The 24,989-nt window shown below is 43.6% G+C and carries 22 protein-coding genes and 1 pseudogene; 10 read left to right on the top strand and 13 right to left on the bottom strand.

Translation table 11 applies throughout. From position 1 onward, the window contains the following. Positions 1-23 precede the first annotated feature (23 nt). A complete protein-coding gene (gspC, locus tag B1L02_RS01850; protein ID WP_088529700.1) occupies positions 24-911 on the bottom strand; it encodes a type II secretion system protein GspC in 888 nt (295 codons plus the stop codon). A gap of 276 nt (positions 912-1,187) precedes the next feature. Here gspC and hslR point away from each other — a divergent pair, with 276 nt between their 5' ends. From hslR to B1L02_RS01830, 4 genes are all read left to right on the top strand, one after another. Then, positions 1,188-1,598, top strand: a complete 411-nt coding sequence (gene hslR / locus B1L02_RS01845) for a ribosome-associated heat shock protein Hsp15 (protein WP_010378496.1) — start codon at positions 1,188-1,190, stop codon at positions 1,596-1,598. 11 nt (positions 1,599-1,609) lie between these two features. Next, positions 1,610-2,455, top strand: a complete 846-nt coding sequence (gene hslO / locus B1L02_RS01840) for an Hsp33 family molecular chaperone HslO (protein ID WP_088529699.1) — start codon at positions 1,610-1,612, stop codon at positions 2,453-2,455. Between the two features lie 263 nt (positions 2,456-2,718). Then, positions 2,719-4,257, top strand: coding sequence for a phosphoenolpyruvate carboxykinase (locus B1L02_RS01835; RefSeq protein WP_010378491.1), 1,539 nt, complete (start codon positions 2,719-2,721; stop codon positions 4,255-4,257). Positions 4,258-4,417: 160 nt separating this feature from the next. Continuing rightward, complete coding sequence (locus B1L02_RS01830) at positions 4,418-4,612, top strand: hypothetical protein (protein WP_010378488.1); 195 nt, start codon at positions 4,418-4,420, stop codon at positions 4,610-4,612. A gap of 41 nt (positions 4,613-4,653) precedes the next feature. Here the strand turns inward: B1L02_RS01830 and B1L02_RS01825 are convergent, their stop codons facing one another. From B1L02_RS01825 to ompR, 3 genes are read right to left on the bottom strand one after another with little or no spacing between them, the layout of a single operon-like run. Further along, a complete protein-coding gene (locus B1L02_RS01825; RefSeq protein WP_223191983.1) occupies positions 4,654-5,382 on the bottom strand; it encodes a hypothetical protein in 729 nt (242 codons plus the stop codon). Between the two features lie 24 nt (positions 5,383-5,406). Further along, complete coding sequence (gene envZ / locus B1L02_RS01820; RefSeq protein WP_088529697.1) at positions 5,407-6,720, bottom strand: two-component system sensor histidine kinase EnvZ; 1,314 nt, start codon at positions 6,718-6,720, stop codon at positions 5,407-5,409. Positions 6,721-6,725: 5 nt separating this feature from the next. Beyond that, positions 6,726-7,445 carry a two-component system response regulator OmpR gene (gene ompR, locus B1L02_RS01815; protein ID WP_010378483.1) on the bottom strand — a complete coding sequence of 240 codons (720 nt, stop codon included), beginning with the start codon at positions 7,443-7,445 and terminating at the stop codon, positions 6,726-6,728. A 214-nt stretch (positions 7,446-7,659) separates the two neighbouring features. Here ompR and greB point away from each other — a divergent pair, with 214 nt between their 5' ends. Then, positions 7,660-8,145: a transcription elongation factor GreB gene (greB, locus tag B1L02_RS01810; RefSeq protein WP_088529696.1), complete on the top strand. Its 486-nt coding sequence runs from the start codon at positions 7,660-7,662 to the stop codon at positions 8,143-8,145. A gap of 82 nt (positions 8,146-8,227) precedes the next feature. Continuing rightward, a complete protein-coding gene (locus B1L02_RS01805; protein ID WP_088529695.1) occupies positions 8,228-10,540 on the top strand; it encodes a Tex family protein in 2,313 nt (770 codons plus the stop codon). Between the two features lie 317 nt (positions 10,541-10,857). Here B1L02_RS01805 and B1L02_RS01800 read toward each other — a convergent pair whose 3' ends face one another. The 3 genes from B1L02_RS01800 to bioH all read right to left on the bottom strand — a co-directional run bounded on the left by B1L02_RS01800 (position 10,858) and on the right by bioH (position 12,886). Then, positions 10,858-11,742: a putative metalloprotease CJM1_0395 family protein gene (locus tag B1L02_RS01800; RefSeq protein WP_010604361.1), complete on the bottom strand. Its 885-nt coding sequence runs from the start codon at positions 11,740-11,742 to the stop codon at positions 10,858-10,860. Then, positions 11,742-12,050, bottom strand: a complete 309-nt coding sequence (locus tag B1L02_RS01795; protein ID WP_010378475.1) for a hypothetical protein — start codon at positions 12,048-12,050, stop codon at positions 11,742-11,744. The genes B1L02_RS01800 and B1L02_RS01795 overlap by 1 nt, the downstream gene beginning before the upstream one ends. Before the next feature lie 104 nt (positions 12,051-12,154). Continuing rightward, positions 12,155-12,886 carry a pimeloyl-ACP methyl ester esterase BioH gene (bioH, locus tag B1L02_RS01790; protein ID WP_088529694.1) on the bottom strand — a complete coding sequence of 244 codons (732 nt, stop codon included), beginning with the start codon at positions 12,884-12,886 and terminating at the stop codon, positions 12,155-12,157. 57 nt (positions 12,887-12,943) lie between these two features. Here bioH and B1L02_RS01785 point away from each other — a divergent pair, with 57 nt between their 5' ends. Beyond that, positions 12,944-13,615 (top strand): ComF family protein, encoded by a 672-nt coding sequence (locus tag B1L02_RS01785; protein ID WP_088529693.1) that lies wholly within the window; start codon positions 12,944-12,946, stop codon positions 13,613-13,615. 88 nt (positions 13,616-13,703) lie between these two features. On the opposite strand, the gene B1L02_RS01780 is transcribed toward B1L02_RS01785, so the two are convergent. Further along, positions 13,704-16,229, bottom strand: coding sequence for a M14 metallopeptidase family protein (locus tag B1L02_RS01780; RefSeq protein WP_088529692.1), 2,526 nt, complete (start codon positions 16,227-16,229; stop codon positions 13,704-13,706). A gap of 145 nt (positions 16,230-16,374) precedes the next feature. On the opposite strand from B1L02_RS01780, the gene nfuA reads away from it, so the two are divergent. Together nfuA and B1L02_RS01770 are read left to right on the top strand one after the other, a co-directional pair. Beyond that, positions 16,375-16,950, top strand: coding sequence for a Fe-S biogenesis protein NfuA (gene nfuA, locus B1L02_RS01775; protein ID WP_010378467.1), 576 nt, complete (start codon positions 16,375-16,377; stop codon positions 16,948-16,950). Beyond that, positions 16,950-17,228, top strand: a complete 279-nt coding sequence (locus B1L02_RS01770) for a hypothetical protein (protein WP_088529691.1) — start codon at positions 16,950-16,952, stop codon at positions 17,226-17,228. Before nfuA ends, B1L02_RS01770 begins: the two co-directional genes overlap by 1 nt. Before the next feature lie 10 nt (positions 17,229-17,238). On the opposite strand, the pseudogene B1L02_RS01765 reads toward B1L02_RS01770, so the two are convergent. After that, a pseudogene (locus tag B1L02_RS01765) lies at positions 17,239-18,505 on the bottom strand (MATE family efflux transporter). 27 nt (positions 18,506-18,532) lie between these two features. On the opposite strand from B1L02_RS01765, the gene B1L02_RS01760 reads away from it, so the two are divergent. Then, on the top strand, positions 18,533-19,576 hold the full coding sequence (locus B1L02_RS01760) for a polysaccharide deacetylase family protein (protein WP_088529690.1): 1,044 nt from the start codon (positions 18,533-18,535) through the stop codon (positions 19,574-19,576). Between the two features lie 202 nt (positions 19,577-19,778). Here B1L02_RS01760 and B1L02_RS01755 read toward each other — a convergent pair whose 3' ends face one another. Genes B1L02_RS01755 through B1L02_RS01740 form a run of 4 tightly spaced genes read right to left on the bottom strand, consistent with a single transcriptional unit; the run spans position 19,779 to position 24,988 of the window. Next, positions 19,779-20,807: a protein-glutamate methylesterase/protein-glutamine glutaminase gene (locus B1L02_RS01755; RefSeq protein WP_088529689.1), complete on the bottom strand. Its 1,029-nt coding sequence runs from the start codon at positions 20,805-20,807 to the stop codon at positions 19,779-19,781. Positions 20,808-20,816: 9 nt separating this feature from the next. Then, entirely contained in the window at positions 20,817-21,431 is a 615-nt protein-coding gene (gene cheD / locus B1L02_RS01750) for a chemoreceptor glutamine deamidase CheD (RefSeq protein ID WP_088529688.1), read from the bottom strand. Further along, the gene (locus B1L02_RS01745; protein WP_088529687.1) at positions 21,418-22,248 is read right to left on the bottom strand and encodes a CheR family methyltransferase; all 831 of its coding nucleotides are present in this window, start codon (positions 22,246-22,248) and stop codon (positions 21,418-21,420) included. The genes cheD and B1L02_RS01745 overlap by 14 nt, the downstream gene beginning before the upstream one ends. 52 nt (positions 22,249-22,300) lie before the next feature. Then, complete coding sequence (locus tag B1L02_RS01740) at positions 22,301-24,988, bottom strand: methyl-accepting chemotaxis protein (RefSeq protein WP_088529686.1); 2,688 nt, start codon at positions 24,986-24,988, stop codon at positions 22,301-22,303. Position 24,989: the final 1 nt, after the last annotated feature.

Raw genomic sequence — 24,989 nt, 5'->3', positions numbered from 1 at the left:
CTAAAACTCCAAAATTAGTAACTTTACAGGCTAAACTGCACATCCATCACCTGACCGTCTCGCTCGATCGTGATGTTTGCATCTGTGCTCGTTCTAAGTTCATTAATAGCTGACATAGCCTGTTTCATATCCGTGAGCTGAAACCCATTAATCGCGATTGCTAAATCATTCGCTTGTAAACCGACTTGTTTAAATAGCTCAGGATCTTTGCCTGGTGTAAGGCGATAACCGATTAGTTCTCCATTGCGGCGCTCTGGTGAAATTTTAATATAATCAAACAACTTACCGGGCTCGTTTATTAATTCCTGGCGACGATTTGCAAGTTCATTTCGAGGTGGGGTTGGTGAAGTTGCGTTGTTGACGATTTTCTTTGGCTTTGTTGGCATCGCCACAGTGCGACTAAACTCTATACCATCTAACATCAGCGTTTCAAAACGCCCACTAACATCTAAAATCACACGATCAGGTAATACCCGAGCAAGCTTTGCACGAGTGCCTGTGATTGGCGCGTCAACAGAATAGGTCTCTTGACGCCCCTGAGATTCAATAATAGCAAGGCCTGCACCATCATCTTGGCTGACAGCCACGATACCAGTTAACCTAACGTTAAGCGTTGTTTCCGGTGCATCAGAAACCACAGGTTGCGGCTTGGTATCAGGCTTAGCATTGGCCTCACCAAACAAGTTTTGTGAGACAATTCCTTGGCTTGTAATACCACCGCTACTTGATTGACTATACAGTTGTGATGCTGGGAGTAAGGGTTGTGTTTGTGGCACAGGCCATAACAACCAAAATAATTGCGAAAAGAGAAACGCAACGTAAACAACCGACAGGACAACAATGATACGACTCAATTTTGCATGAGGCAAACCAAGCCAAAACTTCTGAAGCTGTTGTAACTGTAATTCCATATAATACTTTTCTTATTCTCTTGAACGCCCCAGTGTACCGCCTCGAAATTTTTTCAACAAGCGTGCATTTGTTAAACTTTTAATTAAATAGGTACACCGTAGGCCAATTAACTGAATCTAAACTTAACCTTGGAACATAGACACACATATTAGTTCATTTTTTAGGTAAAGTGCGATTAACTCACAAGTTTAGTGCCTTTCATCTACTTTGTTTGCATAACGAAATATGCTAAATTTGTTAGGTTAAATTTCACACTAGCAAATAGTTAACGAATTGTGACAAAACTCCAACAGGAAAACAACCAATCTGAACAGAAAGTTCGTATTGATAAGTGGTTATGGGCTGCTCGCTTCTACAAAACGCGAGCGCTTGCTCGCGATATGGTCCAAGGTGGCAAAGTACATTACAACGGTCAGCGCTGTAAACCAAGTAAAACGGTTGAAGTCGGCGCAGTAGTGAAATTAGCCCAAGGATATGAAGAGAAAGAAGTAACCATACTCAAAATCATGGAAAAGCGACAAGCGGCTCCTATCGCTCAAACTCTTTATGAAGAGTCTGAAGCAAGTATTGAAAAACGAACGCAAAACGCGTTGGCGCGCCAAAACAATAGCTTGTTTGCGCCTCGTCCTGCCACTAAGCCGGACAAGAAACAACGCCGTGAATTACTTAAATTGAAATCAAACTAGGATTTTCATTGATGCAGACTGATTTACTTCATCGTTATATTTTCGACAAGCTGGACGTACGTGGTGAGCTTGTACAAATAGAACAGACTTTTACTGACATCATTAGCGGTCACAACTACCCAGAGCCTGTGCAACAGCTATTAGGCGAGTTATTGGTTGCAACAAGTTTGCTTACCGCTACGTTAAAATTTGAAGGTGACATTGCGGTTCAGCTTCAAGGTGATGGTCCAGTGAAATATGCGGTGATCAATGGTAATCACAAACAACAGATGCGCGGCGTGGCAAGGCTGCAATCTGAGGTTTCAGGATCATCGGTACCTGAGCTAATGGGCAAAGGGTATATGGTTATCACCATTACACCGACAAAAGGCGAACGCTATCAAGGCATAGTTCCGCTTTCTAAAGCATCACTTGCCGAATGTTTAGAAGAATACTTCGAACAATCTGAGCAATTGAAAACCCGTTTATGGTTCGCAACAAGCCTAGTCGGCGATAAAGTGAAAGCGGCAGGTCTGTTTTTACAAGTACTGCCCGTCAATAAAGAAAAGTCTGTTGCCGATTTCCAACATCTTGAAGCACTAAGCGACACGATTAAAGATGAAGAGCTACTAGATTTAGACGCCAATACCGTATTAACAAGACTGTATCACGAAGACAATCCTCAACTTTTTGAACCACAAGCTATCTCGTTTGTATGTGGATGTAGCCGTGAAAAAACCGAGAACGCGCTGGCAAATGTCGGACTAGAAGCCTTGATGGAAGACTTGCAAAAACACGGCGAAGTCAATATTAGCTGTCATTACTGCTTGAAAAACTACGTTTTTAACGAGCAAGATATTAAATCGTTATTTAATTAAGTTGCGCTTTAGCCCTTAATTACAAAATGAAACCGCCATTTTTGGCGGTTTTTTTATGTCTATTGGGTGATACCGGTGTCATAAAACATATAAAAGTTATGACACCGGTATCATTGAAATTATTCAAGTTTTTTGACGTTTTTATGTAGTTTTAAGCACTCTAAAGGCTCGAATATCTCAATTTCATCTGTTACTATAAATTTAGCTAAGGGCAAGAGTACCCCAGAGCTATCCCGTTCAACTCTCACTTTTTAGGTATAAACATGACTTCAAGCGCTACTCGTTTTGTCGATTTAACCGCAGCTGAACTTGTCGAACACGCTATCCGTCGTGGCGAGGGCACTTTAGCCGCAAATGGAGCTTTTGTTGCAAAAACTGGGCGTCGTACTGGTCGTTCACCAAACGACCGTTTCATCGTAAAAGAATCAAGCACAGAAAATGACATCCAATGGGGTAACGTAAACCGCCCATTCGAAGGTGCTAAGTTTGATGCTTTATGGGCTCGCGTAGAAGCGCACGTTCTTGAAAATGACCACTTCGTCTCTCACTTAGAAGTCGGTGCGGATCCAGAGCACTATTTACCAGTCGTTGTAACGACTGAAACTGCTTGGCATCACATTTTCGCTAAAAACATGTTTATCGAACCTAACTCTTATAACAAAACTGATTTACCTGAATGGCAGGTGATGAACGTACCTTCTTTTGTTTGTGATCCTGAGCGTGATGGCACAAACAGCGATGGCACCGTTATCATTAACTTTGCACAGCGCAAAGTGCTTATCGCAGGTATGCATTACGCCGGTGAAATGAAGAAGTCGATGTTCTCTGTACAGAACTTCTTACTACCAGCAAAAGGTGTGCTACCTATGCACTGTAGTGCAAACGTTGGTGAAGCTGGTGATACAACGTTATTCTTTGGTTTATCAGGAACAGGTAAAACCACGCTTTCTGCGGATCCTAAGCGTTTTCTTATCGGTGATGATGAGCACGGTTGGGCACCTGGTAGCGTATTCAACATTGAAGGCGGTTGTTATGCGAAATGTATCGACCTGTCACAAAAGAACGAGCCAGTTATTTGGGATGCAATCCGTTTTGGTACTATTTTAGAAAACGTCGTGCTAGATGAAACGCGTACTCCTGACTATACCGATTCAAGCTTAACGCAAAATACGCGTGCAGCTTACCCTCTTGAGCATGTTGAAAAGCGTAAAGTTGAAAACCGCGCGGGCGAGCCTCGTGCAGTTGTATTCTTAACGTGTGACGTGAGTGGCGTATTACCTCCAGTTTCAATCCTAAGCGAAGAAGCTGCGGCTTATCACTTCCTTAGTGGCTACACGGCGAAAGTAGGCTCAACTGAGATTGGTTCAACCTCTGATATCGAATCAACTTTCTCAACTTGTTTTGGTGCTCCTTTCTTCCCTCGTCCAGCAGGCGTGTACGCTGAGCTACTAATGAAACGTGTGCGTGAGTTTGGCGCGAAAGTCTACCTAGTAAACACAGGTTGGACTGGTGGTCCTTATGGCATTGGTAAGCGTTTTGACATTCCAACAACTCGCGCCGTGATTGATGCAATCGTAAACGATACATTAGAGGGCGTTGAGACACAGCACATTGAGGCACTAAATTTAGATGTACCAGTGGCAGTGGAAGGTGTTGATAGCAAGCTACTTAATCCAGTAAATACATGGCAAGATCAAGCTAAGTATGCGGAATATGCAGCTAAACTTGCGGCTGACTTCAAAGAAAACTTCGCTAAATACGATGTTTCTGAAGCAATCAAAGCGGCAGGTCCTCGCGGCTAATCTAAGAAAGATTCCTTTATCAAAAGCGCCCCTTGTTTGGGCGTTTTTTTGTGCCTCTTTTTATACACATGAATATCTTTCAATAAACCTAGTATTAACATTTAGGTACATGCGTGCTTATATATTGTTGGTTAATTAAACAACATGCATAAGGAAAACCATGAAATTACAATTAAAAAAGAAACAACTAAAATCGTTGCAAGCTAAAGATCTAAACAATCAGGCGACCAGAAAAATAGCTGCCGCGGGCGCGACTTTTGGCTCTAGAGTTGATTGTGGCAGTTGGCAGATTTGTGATACTCACCCTGCGATTTGTGAGTCAATGGGACTTTGTCGTTCAGTAGATATCTGCTAATAAAGCGATAACCAAGTCCTTTAATAGGGCGAAAATTCGCCCTATTCCAAAGTACTCCAAAGCTTATTTAGCACCAACTTTTTAAAGGTTAAAACAAATTGTTTCATCGTGATTGGAATGATAGCCACAAGCGCAATTCCCTTATCAAAGTCAGGATTAACACTACAGTAAAGTGAAATCTCAGTTTTGCTGCTTTCTCTAAAGCGTGCGATTTCAGCCTCGCTGTAATTGGTTTTACGCCCAACAACCTTCAAACATCTTAAGCCATTATGAGGGCTTACCAAGCCAACCGGGTTGATGGTGTCATAGAGCGTTGCTATCGCGCTATTTTGAGGCAAGTTATTTGGATAAACTTCGGCGATATTTTTTGCCATGGCCCTGAACATGGCGGGACTGAGCATGGTATCTGCATATAACAGTTTTCTACATGGGTTACGTATATAACGTTTTAATACCTCGATAAGAGAAAACCTAAAGGTACTATTTTTCCCTCTAAAGTCAGGCAAAAAAGCAGCTGAAGCGCCAACAATGCAAACATCCTTGTTGCTATCATCAAAGGTCAATAAGCAATAGCCGATAATGTCACCGCCTGATAAAAACAACCGGAGTCTGCGCTTTGTGCTTTCACCTTTTTCAAAGTACAGAGCAAAGTAATGCTCAACCTCTACCTTGGAAAAGCTTGTCGCTATCACTCGCTTCAATTGGTTTAAATACGGTGTATCTAACATTCCCTTTTGATAGCTTAAATCTCTATGCTTTATTGTGCTCAACTTGCTCGCCTACCCTATTGAAAATCATGCTTCCTCAAGCTTTCCCCGATAAGCAGGCAGTGAAACCTCCGCGATCAGACCACCACCATCTCGATTTCGTAGTCTTACTTTACCGCCGTGTGTGGTCACGATACGTTTGATAATGGCAAGCCCCAAGCCACTCCCCTCACTACCTCTAGCCTGATCTCCCTGTTTAAATGGTTCGAATACAGACTCTAACTCTGACTCAGGGATACCTGGCCCTCTGTCCATTACTTTTACGATAACAGCACGGTGCTTGGGGCTGTATTCTGTCGTCACCTCAATATCTTGTTCAGAATAACGGATCGCATTTTCAATCATATTAGTGAACACCCGCTTTAACGCGACGGCATTCATCATCACCGCAGGTAAGTATTCCTCTGCTTGCAAGTGAATTGGTCGCTGATGCTGCTGCTCTGCATGAACGACTTCTTCAATAACCGAGTTAACGTCATCTGCCGACATTTCTGCGCCGTTGTGATGACGGAGATATTCAATGAATTGGTCGATAATCGCATTCATGTCTTCAATATCGTCGATGATCCCCTCGCGCAGGTAGTCTTCTTCATCCGACATCATTTCAGTTGCTAGACGAATTCGGGTTAAGGGCGTACGTAAATCGTGTGACACACCAGCCATTAACAGTCGTCTATCACTTTCTAGGTCTGCGATCCCCTTAGACATTTTATTAAATGCCCGAGTCACCTCTATGACTTCAGTAGACCCTTCTTCGACAAGACGTGTTGAAAAGTCCCCGACGCCTACTCGACTAGCTGCAATTTGTAGCGATTTTAGCGGTTTGTTGAGATGCCTAGCAAAAAGCCAACCCCCTAACACACTTAAAAAACCAATACTGGAGAGGTAAAAAACTAAAAACTCCATTTTTGTTTCACTGAGTCCGCTAAGCGGTACCCTTACCCAATACCCAGGCGCTTGCGGTGCTTCGACCCAATAAACAACCGGATCTCCTTGGCTTATCCTGACACGCGCAGAGCCGTTAAGTTGCTCTGACATACTACGAGAAAGCAATGTATATTCTTTGGCCTGCCCCAACCCATTTACATAGGCCTCTCTTTGCGTCATGACCTCAATACCCGTTATCTCGAAAAATTTGCGAGATACACTGTTATTAACTTCAACACCATTCTCCCAATCAATGAAGACCGTTTTAACCTGCTTAGCAAGCATCAGATTCACTTGCTCAAAGGTTGGTTTGAAGACGTATAAGGTAACAGTAATGTAAGATACGACTTGATTTATCAATAGCAAAGCGCCTACAAAGAAGACGGTTTGCCCAAATGCACTACGAGGTAACATACTGACTACTTCACGCCGTCAGGCACAAATACGTACCCAAGACCCCACACAGTTTGTATATAGCGAGGATTAGACGCGTCATCTTCAATCATACGACGCAAGCGCGAAACCTGAACGTCAATGCTGCGCTCAAGTGCACTATAATCACGCCCTCTAGCAAGATTCATTAACTTATCTCGACTAAGCGGCTCTCGAGGGTGGCTCACCAGCGCTTTAAGTACCGCAAACTCACCTGAGGTAAGTGAAATCGTCGCTTCCCCATGTTGCATCTCTCGCGTCGCTAAATTAAGGGTAAAGTTACCAAAGCTCACTTCATTTTCTTCTGCAGCAGGTGCACCAGGTACTTCTTTAGCACGGCGACGAAGAATGGCTTTGATCCGCGCCAGCAGTTCTCTTGGGTTGAAGGGTTTTGGAATGTAATCATCTGCGCCAAGCTCAAGGCCAATAATACGGTCAACCTCATCACCTTTAGCCGTCAACATGACAATCGGGATCTCATTCTCTTTTTGTCTTAAACGACGACAGATGGAAAGGCCATCTTCTCCGGGAAGCATCAAGTCTAACACCATCAAGTGAAAGTTTTCGCGTTCAAGCAGTCTATCCATTTGTTCAGAATTGGCTGCGCTGCGGACGATAAATCCCTGCTCAACTAGATAACGTTCTAAAAGACTGCGCAAACGCATATCGTCGTCAACTACGAGCACTTTGGTGGTTTCATTTCCCATTTATATTTCTTCTATTTATTAATTTACTAAAGCTTGCTGATCTGCGACATTTCGTGCACAAATCATCATCCTGTTCATTTAACGCTCATGGCAATAATGGACCATGATATTATTATGCTTAAATATAATTGAATTTGGTGCTTTTCGACACCATACATTGATACTAGATTGTTACCGAACATTACAAGGGTTTTACCCAAAACACCTGAGAAACATGAAAACGAACTTGATCACGCCCGAAGGATACCGCCAACTGCAGCAAGAACATGATCATCTGTGGTTTGAGAAACGCCCAGAGATCACCAAAATTGTGAATTGGGCAGCGAGTTTAGGCGATCGCTCCGAAAATGCCGACTACACCTTCAATAAACGTTTATTGAGGCAAATAGATAGACGAGTGCGCTTTTTACGAAAGCGCATGCCCGAACTAAAAGTCGTCGAATACAGTCCCGAACAAGAAGGTAAAGTGTTTTTTGGCGCTTGGGTAGAAGTAGAGAGCGAAGAAGGCGAGATTCGCGCATTTCGTATTGTTGGACCAGATGAAATTTACGAACGTAATGACTACATCTCCATCGATGCGCCAATGGCTAGGGCCTTACTAAGCAAACAAGTCGATGATGAAATTACGGTCATCACACCGCACGGCCAAAGACTTTGGTATATCAACCAAATCGAATATCGCAGAAACACCGAACAATGATAATATTGAGCTAAATTTTGTTTGCCGAGATGAGTATTATCTAGGCAACACAGACCGACTAAGAAGAGTATAAGGATTTTGCATGAGCAATATCACACAACGTTTAGCAACTGAGCTTAACGCCAGAGAACAGCAGGTTAATGCTGCTATTAGTTTGCTAGACGAAGGGGCAACCGTTCCATTTATTGCACGTTACCGTAAAGAAGTAACGGGTGGCTTAGATGACACTCAACTGCGTTTGCTTGAGCAAAGGTTAAGTTACTTACGAGAGCTCGATGAACGTCGCGAGTTTATTTTAAAAACCATCGATGAGCAGGGTAAACTCACCTCAGAGTTAAGCGCAGAAATACAAGCTGCCGACAGCAAAACCGTGCTCGAAGATTTATATCTCCCATACAAACCAAAGCGCAGAACAAAAGGTCAGATCGCAATAGAAGCAGGTTTGGAACCCTTAGCTGACGCTTTATTTGCAGATCCCACGTTAGACCCAGAACAGCAAGCTACTCCTTACATTGATGAAAGCAAAGGCGTTGCAGACAGTAAAGCGGCTTTAGATGGCGCTAAGTTCATTCTTATGGAGCGTTTTGCAGAAGACGCTAAACTACTCGCTAAACTCCGTGCACACCTTAAAGACAACGCGCAAATTGAAGCAAGAGTCATTGCCGGTAAAGAAGAAGCAGGGAGTAAATACCGTGACTACTTTGAGCATAATGAGCTACTAAGTAAAATTCCATCACACCGAGCGCTGGCAATGCTAAGAGCACGTAACGAAGGCTTTTTGCAGCTATCTATCAACCCGGAACCAAGCGCAGAGGACGCCGCTCAATTTTGTGCACAGATCATTGCTGACCATTATAGCCTTGCGGTCTCAGGTAAAGCTGCCAGTGATTGGTTAATGGGTGTAGTACAGTGGGCATGGAAGATTAAAATAGCCCTGCACTTGGAAAATGAATTCTTAGGGTCAATGCGTGAAAAGTCAGAGCTAGACGCTATCGAAGTCTTCGCGAAAAACCTAAAAGATCTGCTGATGGCTGCGCCTGCGGGTGCAAAAGTGACAATGGGTATAGATCCGGGCCTTCGCACCGGATGCAAAATCGCCATTGTCGATGCCACAGGTAAACTGATTGCAACTAGCACAATCCACCCTCATGCGCCACAAAACCAGTGGGACAAGTCGCTGAAGACACTAGAGCAAATGTGTCGCCAATACAAAGTTGAGCTTATCGCTATCGGGAACGGAACGGCATCTCGCGAGACCGACAAACTTGCTGCAGAACTGCTAAAAAGCGCTACCGAATTAAAACTCAACAAAATCATGGTGAGTGAAGCTGGCGCATCGGTGTACTCTGCCTCTGAATTTGCCGCAAACGAATTTCCAGATCTTGATGTATCTCTACGCGGTGCAGTTTCTATCGCAAGAAGATTACAAGATCCGTTAGCAGAGCTTGTGAAAATCGAACCTAAATCAATCGGTGTTGGCCAATATCAGCATGATGTTTCTCAAAGCCAGTTAGGACAAACACTAACGGCAGTGGTCGAAGACTGCGTAAACTCAGTAGGTGTCGATGTGAACACTGCATCGATACCATTACTCACGCGCGTCTCGGGTTTGAATAAAACATTAGCCAGCAACATCGTAAAATACCGCGACGAAAATGGCTCTTTCACGGATCGCAAAGCGCTTAAAAAAGTTGAGCGATTAGGACCGAAAGCATTTGAACAAGCAGCTGGTTTCTTACGTATCGCCAATGGCGACGATCCTCTGGATGCATCAGCAGTGCACCCAGAAGCTTACCCTGTTGTCAAAGCGATTTGTAAAAAACAAAATCTAGAAGTGAATACCCTTATCGGTAATCGCGAAGTCTTGAATGGCCTTGTGGCAAATGACTATGTAGATGATAAGTTTGGAGTACCAACGGTCACTGATATTATCAAAGAGTTAGATAAGCCAGGCCGAGATCCTCGACCAGAATTTAAAACGGCGCAGTTTAAAGCTGGTGTTGAGACAATCACAGATCTTAAAGTCGGTATGATTTTAGAAGGTGTGGTCTCTAATGTTGCCAATTTTGGGGCTTTTGTGGATGTTGGTGTACATCAAGATGGACTTGTTCACATTTCAGCACTCACGGATAAGTTTATTTCCGATCCGCGTGAAGTCGTTAAAGCGGGAGATATCGTTAAGGTCAAAGTGATTGAGGTTGATGTGCCTCGTAAACGCATTAGCTTTACCATGCGCCTAAACGATGAAATATCTCAAGCTCCAGCGCAAAAACAAAACGCTAAGCCGCACAAAGGGAAACCAGCGTCTAAGTCTTCTAAGCCAAAGTCACGAGATGCAGGTAACGCCGCGATGGGTAATGCGTTTGCTGAAGCCTTCGCAAAGCTGAAGAAGTAATCTCAATAACCTGAACTTGGGATAAGAAGTAAGTTAATCCACTAAAATCACTAAGTTCAAAAGCGTAATATCGCTCTAGCTAGGAGTTATTTCTTAATACAAGGCAAATTTGTGCGTCAATAGCTGGCCTATTGCAAGCAAATTTAACGCAGTAGTAAGGGATAACAGCTGCTAGAGAACAAGTTGTTATCCCGAGTTCAGGTTCAACAATGCGATGAACAAAGAAAAGCGCGGCCTTGGTCGCGCTTTTCGTTTGTCGGGGGTTTTAACTCGTTTTCACTGCAATGGCCCGCGGAGGAGAAGGCCAATACCTACGGTTAAATTTGCACTGATAGCGATGCGGGTTGATTAGGCATCGCTACATGTTGATAAAAATTTGAGATCCTGAGCGATCTTGCTTGGATTTCAGGGTCGGCTTCAATTGGCATCGCAACAGCATAAGGATCTGCATCCTGCTTAAGCTTGGCTTGCTCTTCTTCACTCTCTGCTTTTGCCTGCTCACCACTCAAGCGGCGAGTTTGAATGTTTTGCACCCGCTTGCTATCACTTTGTTCTTCACCACTGATAGAAGCTTTTGCCAACTCAGCCTGCGCCGCCGAGAGTTTTTGAGTCGCATCTGCTGCGATGGCTCTGTCAGCGCCAGATGGTTCTGCTGGTGCTAACGCTGCCGCTCTCACCGTTTGCATTTTTTCAATCGTGCCCTGCGGATCACCTTCAAGCGGCGCAACGTCGATCATCACCTCACCGCCAATAGCGTAGTTATTACCATCAGGACCGCGCTGATATTCATAACTCGGTGATCCGGCATATTGCCCGCCTACTCTGGCATGAGCCTGCTCATGTAATCTTACTTCTCTATCTCGAGATTTTAATTCTTGAACGACCTGCTCATCTTGCTCTGTTTGTTGCTGCTCTTGTTCATTCTTTTCTTTTTCTTGGCCTTCGCCTTTTTCACCTTGCTCTTTGCCTTGAATGGTTTTGCTTTGCTCTGTTTTACCATCAGAACCGTAAACTTTTGCATCGTCTACGTTAGAAGAGCGGCCTTTTTCAGAGTCGGAAAGGTTGCGGTTTTCGGTAAATGAGGGATTAGTTGGTGCAGGTTTTGGGATCGCTTCACGCAGCTGGTTATCGCGTACAACCGTTTCGGTGTACACGTTGGCAGTGTTTAAATTCATCGCCGGTGGTGGCGTTACTATGTTCATTACACTTTAATATCAATCAACGTACCTAGCACTTCATCTGCAGTGCGAATAGTTTGCACATTGGCTTTCGCGTTAAACTCTTCAACTTTTAAGGCTACCACGGATTCGGTCAAGCTTGGGGTTTCGCTCACAGGAGCTGTCACAGCTTCACCGGCGCTGGCACCCTGCAACTGTCGCCCAGATGCACGTTCAGAATCGCTTTGTTGATCGATGGCAGCGCGGTTAATATCAGCACTTGCTTGGGCAATCCCCTGAGCAGCGCGGTTATAACCGTCGATTCCATTATTTAACACATCACCTATTGGCATATTCGCACCTAGATAAACCTTTTCTTACTGACTAATTATTGCGCAAAATATCAACAAAGAAAAGTAAAAGCGGCAATTTTTTGCCGCTTTATTGTTCCAAATATCTAAATAATTGATTTAAGGAGTGATAAAAAGGCTTCTTTATGAGAGATAAAAGGCGCATGAGAGGCTTTTGCAAGCGTATGAGCCTTAAAATTTGGATTGAGTACCTGCATTTTCTCTACAGCCGCTTGTGGCACAAGAGAGTCTAAACGGCCGAATATGCCTATTGTGGGGAGTTGCAGCCGTGAAAATTCATCACGTAAGTCCTGCGATTTCAATATCTCCAGTCCACCAGCTAGTGCTTTCGCCTCCGCTTCCGGCAGTGTGCCTAGTAGCGCTTTGAGTTGTTTGATGTCTTCTCTGGCATGTTCACTGCCCATCGCTTGAATCGCTAAAAACCTTTCTATCGTTTTTGCGCTATTGGTTTGCAGTTGAGTCTCAAAGTTGTTTAGCACCTTAGGGGCTATTCCGGGCCAATCAGCTTGCTCACAAAAAAATGGCGTTGAAGCGACCAAAATAACCTTGCTAACTTTGTCTGGAAAATGAGCAGCTAAATACAATGCAAATAAGCCCCCCAAAGACCAGCCTATCAGCACGCTTTGTGGCATCAGCTGCTCAGCAATAAGTAAAGCGTTACGCTCAAGAGAATAATCGCCCTCGGCGCTTGGTGTACCACCAAATCCAGGAAGATTAACCGCTTTAATCGGTGTTGTAGGTGCTAAAGCTTCCTCGCATAACTGCCACACCGCTTTGTTCATCCCCCAGCCATGGAGCAGCATAACTTCATTTTGCATTTATCTGTTCTCTATACCAAACTTGACGCCATGATAGCTAACCCGGGATGGAAAGCAATGATCCAACTTAATCGGTTATTACCTAAAAAGTGGTGTCAGCCTTGTGTATGTTGTGAACAACGCACAACAGAAGCCTTGCTTTGTCCACACTGCTTACAAGCCTGCTTAGACTTTATGGAACAAGAGATTAATCTACTTAATTACCCCAATATCCAACGCATGGTTAGCCTTGAAGAGTGCGATGGGTTAACCGTGGCGAGTTGGTACCGCACGCCGATAAACACATGGTTGCAAGGAGTAAAGTTTAACCATAGCAAAGCATATCAATGTGCCTTAAACCTGCTGGCTCAAACTCTATGGCAGCGCTTTAGTGAAGAAGATGTTTTCTCGGTAGACCTAGCTTGTTGCTTGCCACTGCACCGAAAACGTTTAATCCGACGAGGTTACAATCAAGTGGAGCAAATTTGGCAAGGGCTACCACTTGCCCCGACGATACTCGAAAGAGCAAAACATACTAAACCGCAATCTCAGCTGACCAAAGCTAAACGAAAACGTAATTTAAACAATGCATTTGTGCTAAACCAATCTGTTGAGGGAAAAAATATCGTATTACTTGAGGATGTGATCACAACGGGCGCGACTATGAATGCGGCGGCAAAAGTGTGTAAACAAAATGGTGCGAAAATGGTGTGGGCATTGAGTATCTGCCTCACACCGTTTGATGCTTAAAAACCTATTTTATGAGTGGTAGCACTTAAGTATCGAACCACAACAAACAGCTTAAAATTTAACTTCGAAAGATAGGCTAACCCTCACCTTATCTTATGCCTTGTGCAAAAAACAATGCGTTGTTCAGTAGTCGACTAGAGCCGAACCAAAAGCCACGAAATACCGGGTTGTCTGTCATTCCCACAGCTACGCCACGTCCAGACTTTGACGCAATCAAGACCGAAGAACCAGCTATCTGTTCAACATTAATATTGTCAGCATACCCCGCCAACAGAGGCTTTTTGGTATACGTCAATGACTCAATAAACGGCTTATTATCGCGATGCATAACCCAAGTACTATTTTTAAATACAGGTAATTCACGGTTCTCGAAGCCAAAAGACAAGGGGTGGCTCAAGTCTAAACGCGCGTCAAAAATCGCGCCTGCAATACGCTGCTTTGCCGACAAGCTATCCTGATCTGCAAACTTGAGATTTTTGCTGTCAAACAGTGCTCGCATTTCTTTGCTTGAAACCATTTCAGCATCCAGCAGCTGCTGTTCAATTAGCCACTGCGCACCACGCTTTTGGCCCCAAATCACACCGCCTTTAGTAACCCAGCTCAAGATCTTGGCTTTGCTCTTGTCACTTAAATCTCCATATTTACCATCAGCCAATAAAATGTGGGTATAGCGCGTAAGATCGAGTTTTTCGATGTGCTGCTTTTCCACAATTGAAGGAGCGAGCTTTAAATGCCTATCCAAATGATACCAAAGTTCACCCGCTTCATATTGACTTACACCCGGACCACCGATGATGAGTACTTCAGGCTTTTGCAGCTGTAGCATTTGCCTTGAGCCAAAATCTACACCGCTTTGTGTGAGTCCTGTAGTCACACTATACACAGGAAGTGAAAGCTCTCTAGCGATTGTTTCAAGCTCAGTAAACCAGCCTGCCTGCTGCTGAATACCACTTGCAATCACCAATGTCCCAGCCTGAAAGTCATGAGAGCCTGAGGTGGTTGATGCTGAAAATGGTGACATTGCAGCTGCCACTTTCACTCCTGCCTGTAGGAGGCGATTTGCTAATTGTGGCGCCAGGTAATGGTGCCACTCTATGGTGTAGGCGTAACTTCCGGCAACGGGAACTAACACATTTGATTCTGTGCTTGATTCATCTTGAAACTTTAAGCCCCAACCACTTTTCACTGAGTCAAAATTTAGATCGTAAGCATACGGCATAGTCCAACCAGAAACATCGTAGAACGTGTTGTCCTTAAAATGCGTCTGTGTGCTGAATAGTGCTTTTATCAAGCGATATTGCGGCTGGGCTAGCGGAATGTATAAGTCACCTTGCTGATATTCAGTACTATCTACTTCTTTGGCCTTAGAGAGGTATTTCACATCGATCTGGTGCTGTTTCAGCAAATCCACAAACGCTTGAAAGCGATAACTATCTTTGCCGCGTGCAACAACGTAGCCGTTGATTTCATCTTTATTGGCAAGCTCGTTCGCTTGTTGGTAAAACTGCTGTTGATAATCAAGCAAAGCGCGTCGATGCGTTGTACTAGCTTGGAAAGTCGAGAGACTCGTCGTGACCTGATTTTTAATCGTCTCAGGAAAACTCAACACACCATACTGAGTTTCTTGCGCATGCCCTCGGCTACTTGCTTGTTCGAACAAAATGCCAACGGCACCATTTGCATCGGGGTACGTAGAACCTTTACCATAATAAAAATCATCAAAGCTCTCTTGTGTAAAATATAATTCCCCTTGAGCATCAAGCGCTTTAGCATGGAATTTGCCAATCGCATCGGTCAGCTCTACGTTCTTCAATGGGGTGATTGGGTGGGTTCTTGTTGGGATCCCAGGTTGAAAGAAATAAGTGCTATTTGGGCCCATTTCATGGAAATCGGTCAATACGTTAGGCTTCCACTTATGGAACGCTTTGATCCGCGCTTTTGACTCAGGATGTTGTAGTAGTAACCAATCGCGATTGAGATCAAACCAATAGTGGTTAGTGCGACTAGAAGGCCAAGATTCATTATGCTCACGATGTGCAGGATCAGTTGATAGAGACATACTCTTATTGGCGTTTGCCCATGTAGCAAAACGTGATAAGCCATCAGGGTTCAAGGCTGGATCTAACAATATCACCGCATTATCAAGGAGCTGCGTAACAGACTCGCCCTGCGCCGCAGCTAAATAATATGCCATGAGTACCGCTGCATTGCTTCCTGAAGACTCATTACCGTGCACGCTATAACCCATCCACATCACAACAGGCTGACCTGAGCGGTTTTGGCCACTGCTCAATGACGCAATATGATCTTGTTGAATACGCGCCAAGTTTTGTTGGTTTTGTGGCGAGCTCACTTTTAGGAGTAACAAAGGACGTCGCTCATGGCTAAACCCGATAGTTTCGACACTCAACCTTGGGCTTTCACTTGCAAGGGTATGTAGATAATTAACGATTTGACCGTGGCGCAAATGCCACTGCCCAACTTCATATCCAAATGCTTGTTTTGGCGTAGTTATTGTAGGGTCAAACTTTACTTCATCGCCAAAATAATAGGCAATGGGCTTGGCCTGCAAGCTAAAGCTCAACAGCACGATAATACAGCTTATTAACCGCATGATAATGTCCTTTAATTCCGATTACTTTTCAAGCTAACAAGCGCACCGCCGATTGCCAAATTTTTACGCCGAACACTAGCGACAACACGACGAGGAGAGTATGATACGTATTAACCAAGTAATTTAGTCAAGTATAGAGCGAATTATGATACATATTTCAGATTCTGCCCAAAGCCATTTCGCGAAACTATTAGCCGATCAGGCTGAAGGCACAAATATTAGAGTTTTCGTGGTTAATCCAGGCACCTCTCAAGCTGAGTGTGGTGTGTCATATTGCCCAGCAGATGCCGTTGAGCAAAGCGATATCCGCTTACCGTTTAATGGTTTTGAAGCCATCGTTGATGAAGAAAGTGCACCATTTTTAGAAGAAGCCGATATCGACTTCGTTACCGATAAAATGGGGAGTCAGTTGACGCTTAAGGCACCAAATGCCAAAGCTAAACGATTACGTGACGATGCGAGCCTAGCTGAGCGCGTAGAGCACATGCTTGTGACAGAAGTAAATCCACAACTGGCCAACCATGGCGGACAAGTTAGCCTAGTAGAAATTACCGCTGATGGTATTGCAGTACTGCAATTCGGCGGCGGTTGTAACGGCTGTTCAATGATTGATGTTACGTTAAAAGAAGGCATCGAAAAAGAGATGATCGCTAAGTTTGAAGAAATCAACGGCGTACGTGACATCACAGAGCACGCGCGCGGCGAACACTCTTACTATTAATGAGCAAAACCCTCATTTATCGCTTAGGGTCTCACCCTAAGCGAAGTCTCAAATTTTTCCTTTTTGGCCTTGTTATTGTGTTACTCGCAGGTGCTTTTATCGCACTGGGTTATTATCAAGATCATCGCTTTCAAATCGTAGGTTTAGTGCTTTTACTTCCTGGTTTGTGCTGTGCCTTTTACGGTTATATTGGCATTTTTGCTAATCGCTTTTCTCAAGTGATAGAAGCCAGAGAAAAACGCCGCCAAGCCCTAAAAGATAACGACCCGTTTGCTTAAGGCAGCCCCATCATTCAAGTAGTGCAGCCCCTCTAGTGAGCTGATGATATTTATATGCCAAGGTCAATCCACGCAACCCCATAAAACAACTCATCGCAAGCCAGAGCGCATGATTACCAAGTGGCAATGCAATCAAAAACGGCAAGAAAAAACCGAATACCGCAGAAACTAACATGCTATTTCGCATTTCTTTAGCACGAGTAAGCCCAACAAAGATGCCGTCAAACAAAAAGCAACTCATGGCAATCAAAGGTAATAGTACCAACCAAGGTAAGTAAGTATCTGCCAATGTTATTACTTCGGGGATATTGGTTAATAAGCTAATGATCCAGCCACCAGCTAGATAAAAAATAGCACTGTATAAAAGCGCAAATGCAGCCCCCAAAACAAGCTCACCTTTACCCATAATTGCAATTGCCCCAACGAGCCTTGTCCTTTTGCTCTGCCGACTTTAGCCTCCGCAGCATAAGCGATACCATCCATCGCAAAGCTGACTAACATCAAAAAATTAAGTAATACAGCGTTGGCCGCCAACGTGACTTCACCAAGCCTTGCGCCATAGAAAGTCATGAAACTAAAGCATAGTTGTAAGATCAAGGAGCGAATAAAAATATCACGATTCAAGGTGAGTAAACTGAGCCACTGCGCACGCCCTGGTAGAGTGAATTTCAACACAATACCGTGACGCTTTGCGACCAATATACTCAAAAACAAGGATAAGCCTAATGCCGAATAGTCTGCAATGAGTGAAGCCCAAGCTGCACCTGCTACCCCCACTCAAATCCGACAACAAATAAAATGTCCAAGGCTATATTCACTATGTTTGTGAACAACACCAGATAAAATGGCCCTCGCCCGTAATGCATCCCAAGCATAAAGCCCAGCAACACAAGATTCAACATTGCTGCAGGCGCGCTAAATACACGGATTTGAAAATATAATTTTGCTTGCTCAAATACTTCACTAGAAGCATTTGAAAGCTGAGCAATTACTTGGATCAACAGAGGAGATAATACAATCAAACTCACAGCAAAGAGCAGCGCGATGAGCATACTGGTATATAGTGAACGTGTTAGCTTGTCATGGTCTTGTTGGCCGCTTGATTGAGCAATCACTCCTGTTGTACTCATTCGCAGAAAACTTGCAAGCCAAAATAATACCGAGATAGCGCTAGAGCCAAGCGCAATCCCAGCCAAAAAATGCGCATCCCCCATATGACCAATCACTGCCGTATCGACTAATCCTAACAGTGGCACCGTAATATTTGATAGTATCATCGGACCTGCAAGTAGTAAGAGGCTCAGATGTTGCGCTTTATGGCATTTAAGAAATTGATACAACATATTATTTTTGGTTTGGCCCTATTCTCAGCAAATAGTTGGAGTGCGGTTATCTTACAGTATCATCACGTGAGTGAGAAACTCCCAGCTGTCACGAGCGTGAGTGAAGCAACCTTTAAATCTCATCTTAACCACATTAAAGAACATGGTTTTTCGGTGATACCTTTACCACAGTTGCTAGATAGCCTGAAAGCAGGTAAGTCTCTACCAGCAAAAACGTTAGCTATCACCTTTGATGATGGCTATGAAAACAATATCACTGCGGCGGCCCCGATCCTGGAATCTTTTGGCTTTCCCTATACTATTTTCGTCAATCCTCAACTTATTGATGAGAAGAAAAGCTACGTCATGACGTGGGATGAACTTAGGGCATTAACAAAACGCGGGGCAATTATCGCAAATCATAGTGCTAAGCACGATTACCTCCATCTCAAACTAAAAAATGAAACAGCGGCGCAGTGGCGTGCGCGTGTTGAGCACGATATCACATGGTCACAGCAACGTATTAAAGAAGAAATTGGACACGATTACCCGTATCTCGCATACCCTTATGGTGAGTTTAATCATGAGTTACAAAAACTGGTAGCTGAACTTGGACTTATTGGTATTGGACAACACTCAGGGGCGGTTGGTGTTTCTTCAGATTTTACACGTATCGCTCGATTTCCCGCATCTGGGAATTACAGCAACTTAGAAACATTAAAAACTAAGCTCGAGACCAAAGCGTTTTCTCTACAAAAATTAGATTACATTGATAGCGTCACGAACAATAAAACACCTGTAATCACATTGCACTTTAACAATAAAGATTTTCATAGAAGTCAATTTGCATGCTACGTTTCAGGTGTTGGACAAGCTGATCTGAATTGGCTATCAGAAACCAGCGTACGTATTCAAACACCGAAAGCTCTACCCATAGGACGGTCACGATATAACTGTACCGCACCTTCAATCAAAGACGCAGGCCGCTACTACTGGTTTTCACAACCTTGGGTTATTGAACAATAACTGGCTTTGGGTAGGAGCAAATTAACTCGCTCTTACCCTACCTCCGTTATTCGACGTTTCTACTTTGCGGTGTAGTACTGCGTTGATACTATGGTGAAAGTGCAGCTAACTGCTTGTCATTGGCTGTTAATTATTGAGCACATTTCAGAGCTGGCATACTTTCTTAGATTAGATAGTGTCTTAATACAGTTTTGTTTCACCCTTACTTTTTAACCGCGCTCAGCATAGTTTCAGTGACTTTACTCAAAGGTACTAGGCTTTGCACAGCACCTAGCTCGTGCGCAGCTCTAGGCATTCCCCATACCACACAGCTAAGCTCATCTTGAGCAAATGTCTTGGCACCAGCGACTTTTAAAGCTAGCATCGCTTTTGCTCCATCACTTCCCATTCCCGTGAGCATAGCGGCACAAACATGCTTGCCCATTGGTACAAGGGAGTTAAATAGCACTTCAACTGAAGGTTTGTGACGGTTAACAGGCTCAGTATCATCTAATCGGCATACATATCCGGTCGCTGTGTGTGCTACCTTTAGATGCTTGTCTCCAGGTGCTATAAATACATGACCTGGTAATAAAACATCGCCGTTTTCCGCTTCTTTTACTGACACCGCACAGGTGCGATCCATTCTTTGTGCGAATGAGGTGCTGAAAACTGGTGGTATATGCTGAGTGATAACAACAGGAGGCGCGTGTGTTGGTAACCGCATAAGCACTTCTCTGATCGCTTCAGTTCCTCCCGTTGAGGCTCCTATCGCTAAAATAGTATTACGCGAAAATGTATAATTACGGCCAATTTCTAATTCTGTTTCCTGCTTTGGTGCTTTAAAAGCCCTCACTCTAGCGCCGGCCGCTACCCGAATCTTTTTAACCAGTAAATCAGAATAAGACATTAAGGTGTCAGCAACATTACTGGTGGGTTTAGAAATAAAATCAACCGCACCCAACTCCAATGCTTCTATCGTGGCGGGCGATCCCTCTTGAGTTAACGTTGAGATCATCACAACGGGCATAGGCCTTAAACGCATTAAATTTTTAAGAAAATTAATGCCATTCATTTTTGGCATTTCTATATCTAACGTTAATACGTCAGGTGAAGTTGATTTAATGAGTTCTCTGGCCTCATAAGGATCTTCTGCGGTGCCAACGACTTTAATACCATCCGCCTGACCTAATATTTCTTTTAACAACCCACGAATTAATGGCGAGTCGTCAACAATCAGAACTTTGATCATATTTCACACCTAAAATAGCTCAATATCCGTTTTATTGTCTTGAGCCTCAATGTCATGTAAGTAACGTACTTCACGTTGTTCAATTGTGTTATTGTGCATGGTTTGTAACTTTTTCACTTGCGCTTTACCACTTTGAGGATGGAAGATAACTTTTCTTGGCCAAGGACCACCTACATCCTGTGCAACTAAATTTAAACTTTCCTCCTCCACATAGGCTTGGGCAAACCGAATGTTACCTTCTCCGATATCAGTCATAGAGCTAATGATTTTTCCGCCGCCAAACAGTTTAATTTTTAAATTGCTTCTAGACGCCCCATTTTTGAGTACTTCATTTATCAGGTACTCCATCGCCCAGTTACCATAACGGCAGTTTAGATCATCCGCATGCACCTCTCTCAACGCCTTAGCTCCCGGTAACATAAAGTGATTCATACCACCTATCCCTAATTTCTCATCGTATACGCAAGCGGCTATACAGGAACCGAGTACAGTCGAAATCAGTTCGTCCTGCTTAGAAACATAAAACTCCCCTGGAAGTACTTTTGCAACGACTTTGGCACGCCCTGAATCCCAAAAGCGCTTTACATGCTCGAAGCCTCTGAGAACAGGTCTAAACTCTCTCATTCAATTGGCCTTTTTGATAAATGGTTTTACCTAGATTTTTAAATTCTAGATGCTCTTTTCCCATCGTTTCGGAATGCCCAATAAGTAAGTATCCATTGGGAACTAACATGTCATAATATTGCTCAAACAATTTATCTTTTGTTTCTTTATCAAAATAAATCAACACATTACGACAAAATATAACATCAAAGGGCCCTTTCATTGGCCATGGCTCTAGCAGATTCAGCCTTTTAAAGTGGATGAAAGACTGCAATTTAGGCTTCACTTTGTACATTGCTCCGTCAGCACTCCTAAGGAACCACCTTTTCAGCTTGTCTTCATCTAAACCCGTGACGTTATTTGCCGTATATTCTCCGAGACTCGCCTTACTCAATACGTTGGAATCTAGATCTGTTGCCAGCACTTTGACATCCCAGCCACTAGGAAAAGCATTAGCAATGGTCATAGCAATACTATAGGGCTCTTCACCTGTAGAGCAACCAGCAGACCAGATCCTAACTCTTCTATCGTGTTTATGCCTGGTAATAACTTCAGGGACTATTCTTTTTATTAAAAACTCGAAGTGATGATTTTCCCGAAAAAAAGAGGTTAAGTTAGTCGTAATTGCGTTAATGAAATGACTAAACTCAACATCTTGATTTTCTTCTAAAAAAGATAAGTACGCCTCAAACGATTTTAGCCCGTTTGCTCTGATGCGCCTTGCCAACCTAGAGTAAACCATCTCCCTTTTATGCGGCCCCAGTACTATGCCGCATGTGTTATAAACCCGAGCCGAAATTTCGGCAAAATCCTTATCGGTCAACAGAAACTCTCGCATCGTCGTACTCCTTCAGCCAATCCTCACTACGGAATTGAGCTATAACCAGACCCTAAAACTCTTCCCACTCTTCCGAGTCATCTGAAAACTGATTACTTCTCGTGTTTTGCTGCAGGGGCTTATTGGAGTTCATTGTTCGTTTAGGTAATCGCTTTTCAGGCGCCTCATAGCTCTTTGAAGACTCAGATATTTCTATGCTACGGTGCGAAGCTTCATCTAATGTGAAGAAGTTTAATAATCGTCTCATGTCATTTGCTTGCTCAGCCATCGATTCCCCAGCGGCCGATGCTTCTTCAACTAAGGCAGCATTTTGCTGCGTCATTTCATCCATTTGCGATACTGCTTTATTGACCTGTTCAATACCAGAACTCTGCTCAATCGAAGCCTCAGCTATGTCGGAAATCATGTTCGTTACCCGCTTAACAGACTCAACTATTTCTTTCAGTGTTTCGCCAGACTCATTAACTAGTAACGTACCATCTTCGACTTTACTTACACTGTCTCTGATCAGGTCTTTAATCTCCTTCGCTGCTGCTGCCGAACGCTGAGCTAGATTGCGTACTTCACCAGCTACCACGGCAAAGCCCCGCCCCTGCTCTCCAGCTCTAGCAGCTTCAACGGCTGCGTTTAGTGCCAATAGGTTTGTCTGGAAAGCTATTTCATCAATAACACCTATAATGTCCGCAATTTTCTTACTTGAGTCATTAATTTCAGACATGCTTTCAACTGCGCGCGTTACTACTTCACCGCCTTTGGTCGCCTTGTCACAAGTCTCTTCAGCCAACTCATTAGCTACTTTTGCGTTATCTGCATTTTGTCTAACTGTGCTCGTCATTTCTTCCATGCTAGAAGCGGTTTCTTCTAGTGAGGATGCTTGCTCTTCGGTTCGCTGACTCAAATCCGCGTTACCCTGAGAGATTTCATCAGCACCACTGGCAACCAAGTTTGCAGAAGTACGGATCCTGCCAAGCACTTCGGTCAGCTTCTCAGCAGTAGTATTTGCGTCTTTTTTCAGCTTTTCATAAGCCCCGCGATAATCACCTTCAATACGTCTAGTCAAATTGCCGGTCGCCAATGCGTCTAACATGTCTCCCATGTCTGTAACTGTTTCATCAACAGTCGACACTAAACTGTTTAATCCTTTGGTTAGTCTTAAATAGAAGCCATCTTTCCCATCTTCTGATAAACGAACACTAAGGTTACCAGCGTTAGCCGACTGAACTAGGCCATTCACCTCTTTCTCAATCGTGATTTCTTTAGTTCTATCTTCCCACTCCACAACGGTGCCTACGCGTTCATTGTTGCCATCAAATATCGGATTGGCGACTAGGCCAAAGGTTCTTCCACCAACAGTAATTTCCGTTTTATACTCAGTTTCGAGTCGAGAAAGCATAGTACGTTGATGACTTGGGTTACGGTGAAATACATCAATATTCGCGCCCATCAGATGGTTGCTATCAAAATTAGGTAAGTCACGTCTTAAATCGCTTTCGGCGTTTCTCATCATGCTTTTCACCGCGCGATTTAAGTAAACAATCTCGAACTGTTCATTTGCGATCATCGTATTCGTTGATACGTTGTCTAACGCTCTGCGAACGCGCAAGTTTTCCGCGGCAGCAGCTTTCTCTTTCTCTTCACGAACCAAACGTTCTGTCTTATCTTCCCACTCAACTACAGTACCTATTCGCTTTTTCTCATCATTAAATACTGGAGTCGCAATTAAACCAAATGTAAAGCCCGCAACTTTAATATCTGTACGATATACGTCACTCAGTTTTTCAAGCAGGTTTCTTTGATGACTCGGATTTGCATGAAATACATCAATGCATTGCCCAACAAGCGTATCTACATCAAAGTTTGGTAATGATTTTCTAAGCTGCGCTTGATTGTCTCTCAACATGCGCACAACCGAATCATTAACATAAATAATATTCAACCTTTCGTCCGCTAGCATTACGTTTGCCTGACAAACGTCCAGTGCACTCGATATACGAGCATTGTGGCTTGCCAAATCCGCCTGCTTTTTCTCTAGCGCTAACTCTCTAGTAAGGTCCTTCCACTCAACTAGAGTCGCGATCCTTTTGCCTTCATCATCGAAAACGGGCGTGGCGATAAGATCAAAGGTCAACCCCGCCACTTTGATTTGTGTGACATATGGACGGGTCAAATTAGCTAGGATGCCTCTCTGATGACTAGGGTTCTTATGAAATGTGTCAATATTTGCACCAATCAAGCTATCAACGTTAAAGCCAGATAATTCTTGCTGTAGTTTAGCCTGATTTTTACGCAGCATACTTGTCACAGAATCATTCAAATACACAATATTGAGTGAAGCATCTGCCAGCATAATGTTGGCCTGACAGACCTTTAAAGCTAGCAACAAACTATGGCTATGATCTTGACTATCTACTGCGTCACCGTTTAATAAATTAGCAACTGCTTTGTACAAAGATGATTGACGTGACGCATTACTTGCATTAAGCAAGCTTGCATCCTTATTCTCTATCGCGGGAACGATTTCCTCTACATCCTGCAACTTTGAAAGCAGTATGTTTACACTTTGTTTAAATAGTAAAATTGCCAGCACTATACTGACAGCAGCTATTACCATCGCCACATAGGCTTGTGTAGACATGTTAATATTTAACATTTGAACACTAATTGCCAAGCCCACAAATATTATGGCACCCGCAATCAGAACTCTATTATTGAGTTGACTTGCTAATGCTTGATCGCTCATG

Source organism: Pseudoalteromonas piscicida (assembly GCF_002208135.1).
GTDB lineage: Bacteria > Pseudomonadota > Gammaproteobacteria > Enterobacterales > Alteromonadaceae > Pseudoalteromonas > Pseudoalteromonas piscicida_A.
Note: the sequence above shows the minus strand (reverse complement) of the source record. Positions and strands in the feature narration are given on the sequence as shown.

Coding starts and splice junctions, on each gene's coding strand:
- gspC (WP_088529700.1), bottom strand. CDS start 911: ATGGAATTACAGTTACAACAGCTTCAGAAGTTTTGGCTTGGTTTGCCT.
- hslO (WP_088529699.1), top strand. CDS start 1,610: ATGCAGACTGATTTACTTCATCGTTATATTTTCGACAAGCTGGACGTA.
- B1L02_RS01835 (WP_010378491.1), top strand. CDS start 2,719: ATGACTTCAAGCGCTACTCGTTTTGTCGATTTAACCGCAGCTGAACTT.
- B1L02_RS01830 (WP_010378488.1), top strand. CDS start 4,418: ATGAAATTACAATTAAAAAAGAAACAACTAAAATCGTTGCAAGCTAAA.
- envZ (WP_088529697.1), bottom strand. CDS start 6,720: ATGTTACCTCGTAGTGCATTTGGGCAAACCGTCTTCTTTGTAGGCGCT.
- ompR (WP_010378483.1), bottom strand. CDS start 7,445: ATGGGAAATGAAACCACCAAAGTGCTCGTAGTTGACGACGATATGCGT.
- greB (WP_088529696.1), top strand. CDS start 7,660: ATGAAAACGAACTTGATCACGCCCGAAGGATACCGCCAACTGCAGCAA.
- B1L02_RS01805 (WP_088529695.1), top strand. CDS start 8,228: ATGAGCAATATCACACAACGTTTAGCAACTGAGCTTAACGCCAGAGAA.
- B1L02_RS01800 (WP_010604361.1), bottom strand. CDS start 11,742: ATGAACATAGTAACGCCACCACCGGCGATGAATTTAAACACTGCCAAC.
- B1L02_RS01795 (WP_010378475.1), bottom strand. CDS start 12,050: ATGCCAATAGGTGATGTGTTAAATAATGGAATCGACGGTTATAACCGC.
- bioH (WP_088529694.1), bottom strand. CDS start 12,886: ATGCAAAATGAAGTTATGCTGCTCCATGGCTGGGGGATGAACAAAGCG.
- B1L02_RS01785 (WP_088529693.1), top strand. CDS start 12,944: ATGATCCAACTTAATCGGTTATTACCTAAAAAGTGGTGTCAGCCTTGT.
- B1L02_RS01780 (WP_088529692.1), bottom strand. CDS start 16,229: ATGCGGTTAATAAGCTGTATTATCGTGCTGTTGAGCTTTAGCTTGCAG.
- nfuA (WP_010378467.1), top strand. CDS start 16,375: ATGATACATATTTCAGATTCTGCCCAAAGCCATTTCGCGAAACTATTA.
- B1L02_RS01770 (WP_088529691.1), top strand. CDS start 16,950: ATGAGCAAAACCCTCATTTATCGCTTAGGGTCTCACCCTAAGCGAAGT.
- B1L02_RS01760 (WP_088529690.1), top strand. CDS start 18,533: ATGTTGCGCTTTATGGCATTTAAGAAATTGATACAACATATTATTTTT.
- B1L02_RS01755 (WP_088529689.1), bottom strand. CDS start 20,807: ATGATCAAAGTTCTGATTGTTGACGACTCGCCATTAATTCGTGGGTTG.
- cheD (WP_088529688.1), bottom strand. CDS start 21,431: ATGAGAGAGTTTAGACCTGTTCTCAGAGGCTTCGAGCATGTAAAGCGC.
- B1L02_RS01745 (WP_088529687.1), bottom strand. CDS start 22,248: ATGCGAGAGTTTCTGTTGACCGATAAGGATTTTGCCGAAATTTCGGCT.
- B1L02_RS01740 (WP_088529686.1), bottom strand. CDS start 24,988: ATGAGCGATCAAGCATTAGCAAGTCAACTCAATAATAGAGTTCTGATT.